The sequence below is a fragment of the Candidatus Protofrankia californiensis genome (assembly GCF_900634765.1).
GTDB classification, from domain to species: domain Bacteria; phylum Actinomycetota; class Actinomycetes; order Frankiales; family Frankiaceae; genus Protofrankia; species Protofrankia californiensis.
The window spans coordinates 3938-7483 of the sequence record NZ_CAAAFT010000169.1; the positions used below are offsets into that span (position 1 = coordinate 3938).

The following is a 3546-nucleotide window of genomic DNA, read 5'->3' on the forward strand; positions in this document are numbered from 1 at the left end:
GGCAACCAGGGCCTGCTCCTGCTCGGCAAGCAGCGCGCCACCCGGCCGGCCGACGAGGAGCATCCGTTCGGCTACGGCCGTTCCCGCTATATCGCCGGCTTTCTCGTCGGGATCGTGTTGTTCAGCGTGGGCGGGCTGTTCTCGGTCTACGAGGGTGTGGAGAAGCTGCGCCATCCCCATGAGCTGGACAACGGCCTGGTGGCGGTGGTCGTCCTGCTCGCGGCGATCGGGCTGGAGACGTTCTCCTTCCGTACCGCGATCGGTGAGAGCCGTCAGGTCAAGGGTGACGCCTCGTGGTGGGGCTTCATCCGCACGGCCCGTGCTCCCGAGCTGCCGGTGGTCCTCCTTGAGGACCTGGCCGCGCTGCTGGGCCTCGTGCTCGCTCTGGGGGGTGTGGGTCTGACCCTCGTGACCGACGATCCGATCTGGGACGGCGCGGGCACCCTCGCCATCGGGATCCTGCTGCTCGTGGTGGCCGTCATCGTGGCGGCGGAGACCCAGGCGATGCTGGTCGGGGAGGCCGCGACCCCGGCCATGGTCGCGGTCATCCGCGACGTCCTCGCGGACTCACCGCACATCACCGACGTCATCCACGTGCGCACACTGCACCTGGGACCGGACGAGCTGCTCGTCGCGGCGAAGATCGGGTTGGACGTGGAGCTGACCGTGCTCGCCGTTGCGGGCGCGATCAACGACGCCGAGGCCCGGCTGCGTGCCGCGGTGCCCATCGCACGCCGGATCTACCTGGAACCGGACCTGCTCCGCCTGCCGGAGGAGGAACCCGCCGAGAACGGATCCGCGCCGGCGCAGGCCAGCGCTCCGCCGGGGCACTGAAGCCGCCCGCCCCTGGACGGCGGTTCAGTTCCGTTCAGTCCGGTCCCGTCCCGTTCCGTCCGGGGTCGGTCCGCGCTCCGGGACGGGACGTCACAACGGGCCGGACGGGCCGACCTCGACGACGGTCTGGGCGACAATCGCGGTGAGCGCACCGACACCGGCCAGACCCAGGGGCAGGGCTCCGGCACGGGCGGTGTCACCCGGGCCGTCCGGGCGTGGATTCGGTGCCAACGCCGGTACCACCAGCCAGCAGTAGAACGGCAGCCAGGACCGCTCCAACGCCGCGGCGGCGAGCCCGGTGACCATGCCGAACAGGATCGCGGGGACCGCGCCCACCAGGAACGGCCAGCCGGGTGTGAGCCGGACGCGCCGGGCGGCTCGAACGATCATCGGTCCGCACGCGACCAACACGACCGCGAGCCCGACCGGAAGGCGGGTGACCGGCCCCGGGAGCGTCGCCGCGCCGACCCGGGTAACCTGCATGGCTGCTTGAGCAGCCTGCTCGCGGGCCACGGCCAGCCCCTCCGGCCACGAAAAGCCCCACAGCGACATCAGTGACAGCGGCACCAGGAAACATCCGCCGGTGATCACGTTGAGCAGCGGCCGGCGGCGGATGAAGTACGTGGCGGCGACCACCGCCCCGAGCCAGGGCATCGCGTAGCTGAACAGCGTGGCCACACCGAACAGCAGTCCGCACGCCGCCGCCCACCACAGCCGCCGCCCCGGTTCCGAGCCGACGACCCCGAGCGTGACGAAGGCGGCGCCAACGGCCGCGGTCACCCCGTCCACCGATGCGGCCATCCATAGTGCCCATGGCGCGAGTACCAGAACCGGGACGAGACGGCGGGCGGCGGTCTCATGGCACAACGACCGGACCGCGATTGCGACGAGGGGGACCGTGGCCGCGCTCAGGGCCGTCAGGACGATCCCGAGGGCGGTCGGGGTGGTGATCCCCAGCCGGGCCAGCGTCCACACCAGCAGCGTCGGCCCAGGGGGGTGGGCTCGCGTGCCGTAGCTGTAGGTGCCGGCGTGCTCGGTGAACGTCCGCAGCAAGGCCGTCGGATCGGTTTCGGCCGCGCCCAGCTCCGGCAGGTGGCCGTCGCTGGCTGTGAACGTGCCCACCGCGAGTACGCCGGCAGGGCCCGACCGTGCGTTCCCTGCCGCCAGCGCCACGATCCAGCCCAACGCCGCCCCGTAACCGGTGACGAGGAGCGGGACCCAGCGCAGCCGGGTGTGGACGCCGCGCCATGCCGCGATGAGGACCACGGCTGCCACCGCCGGGGCAAGCAGGGACGCCGGGGAGACGCCGGGGCGTCGATTCGCGGTGAACGGCAGGCCGGCGAACGTGGTCGGCAGGGGCTCCCACCCCTGGCCGGCGGCGCGCACCAGCACGGCCAGGCCCAAGCAGGCGACAACCGCGGCGATCCACATTGCGATTTCCGCGGGTTGGGCCGAATCGGCGCCGGTGAACGGCAGGCGTGCCATGCGCCCATGGATACCCGACCGCCCGCTGTCGGTCGGCCCGTTATCCGACGGTGTGGCGGCAATCGGGACGTCGGCCACCTTCACCGTGGCCCGGGGATCTGAGCCAAGGACAGCACGGGAAAAACATGATCACGCCGCCTTTGGCCCTCTGGTGACCCAGGGACCTGGGCCTCCGGCAGCGCGGGAAAAACATGATCGCGCTGCCTTTGGCCCTTTAGGCAGCCCTCGATCGTTTCGCGATGGACGGGGAGCGATGAAGCGAGGTGTCGGCCGGCGCCAGCAGACCCTGGACGAATTTCCGGCGATGGCCACGGTGACGACCACTTAGCCTGCTCCTCCGGCGTGATGACCACATATGCACCGTAACCAGGCCGGCGGCGCGCCGTTCGGCTGGTGCACGATGTCCCTCGGCGCGGGTTCGCCGGTGTTCTCCGGGCGATGTTCGGCGTGACGCGCCGAAGCCCTTGTCGGTCCAGGTAGGGGCTACTGGGGACACTGGTCGTCATGACGTTGCTGGACGCGCCGTTTCTCCCGGTCCGACCGGTGAAATGACGGGAGTCTCGTGGTCGTACGTTGTTGTGCCGGTGATGGGATGAAGGGAAAGGCTTGACGGATCTGCCGAGGGGCGATCGGGCTCGTGAAGGAGATCGTGTGATGGATCACATGCGCTTCGAGTGGCGCGTTCACCGCAACTGAGTGAAGATCGGTTCGCAGATCATCTATCACGGAGGGGGCCACATTGGCCGAGCTTAGGAAAGGAACCCGGATCACCGGCGCGGAGCGCGACAAGCTTGCATCAGAGCTTCGGAAGAAGTACGAGGCAGGGCAGAGCATCCGTCTCCTCGCCGAGTCGTCGGGCCGTTCGTACGGGTTCGTTCACCGGATCCTCTCGGAGTCCGGTACGACTCTGCGGGGCCGGGGCGGCGCTACCCGAGGCAGTAAGAAAAAGAGCGTCTGATCATGTTGGTGCCGGCCGCCGCCGACCCGGCGGCGGCCGGTCTGGCGCTGGCGATCGATGGTCCGAGGGCGACCATCGCCGTCGATCGCCAGGATCACGTCGCTGTGCGCGCACCCGCCCTGTCCGCCTCGCTGCGCACCGCGCTGGCCGGCATCGGACGATCTTTGCCTGGCAGCATCCGGCTCGTGGTTCTTCGGATCATCGGCGGCTCGCCGCCGTCCGGTCATGGCCGGTCCGGACCGGCCGAAGAGCAACCGGCCGAGGGCCAG

The 3546-nt window shown here is 70.2% G+C and carries 3 protein-coding genes and 1 pseudogene; 3 read left to right on the plus strand and 1 reads right to left on the minus strand.

What is annotated here, in order from left to right; all coding sequences use genetic code 11:
• The coding region (locus tag DD1DGNOD_RS09485) for a cation diffusion facilitator family transporter (RefSeq protein WP_131769930.1) at positions 1-834 on the plus strand (834 nt) is incomplete at its 5' end.
• Positions 835-924: 90 nt separating this feature from the next.
• Here DD1DGNOD_RS09485 and DD1DGNOD_RS09490 read toward each other — a convergent pair.
• Positions 925-2319 carry a hypothetical protein gene (locus DD1DGNOD_RS09490; RefSeq protein ID WP_165036558.1) on the minus strand — a complete coding sequence of 465 codons (1395 nt, stop codon included), beginning with the start codon at positions 2317-2319 and terminating at the stop codon, positions 925-927.
• Positions 2320-3058: 739 nt separating this feature from the next.
• Between DD1DGNOD_RS09490 and DD1DGNOD_RS09495 the strand changes: the two genes are divergently transcribed.
• Entirely contained in the window at positions 3059-3277 is a 219-nt protein-coding gene (locus DD1DGNOD_RS09495; RefSeq protein ID WP_131766260.1) for a helix-turn-helix domain-containing protein, read from the plus strand.
• A 2-nt stretch (positions 3278-3279) separates the two neighbouring features.
• Positions 3280-3546, plus strand: a pseudogene (locus DD1DGNOD_RS26755) (hypothetical protein); the annotation flags it as partial.

Coding starts and splice junctions, on each gene's coding strand:
- DD1DGNOD_RS09490 (WP_165036558.1), bottom strand. CDS start 2,319: ATGGCACGCCTGCCGTTCACCGGCGCCGATTCGGCCCAACCCGCGGAA.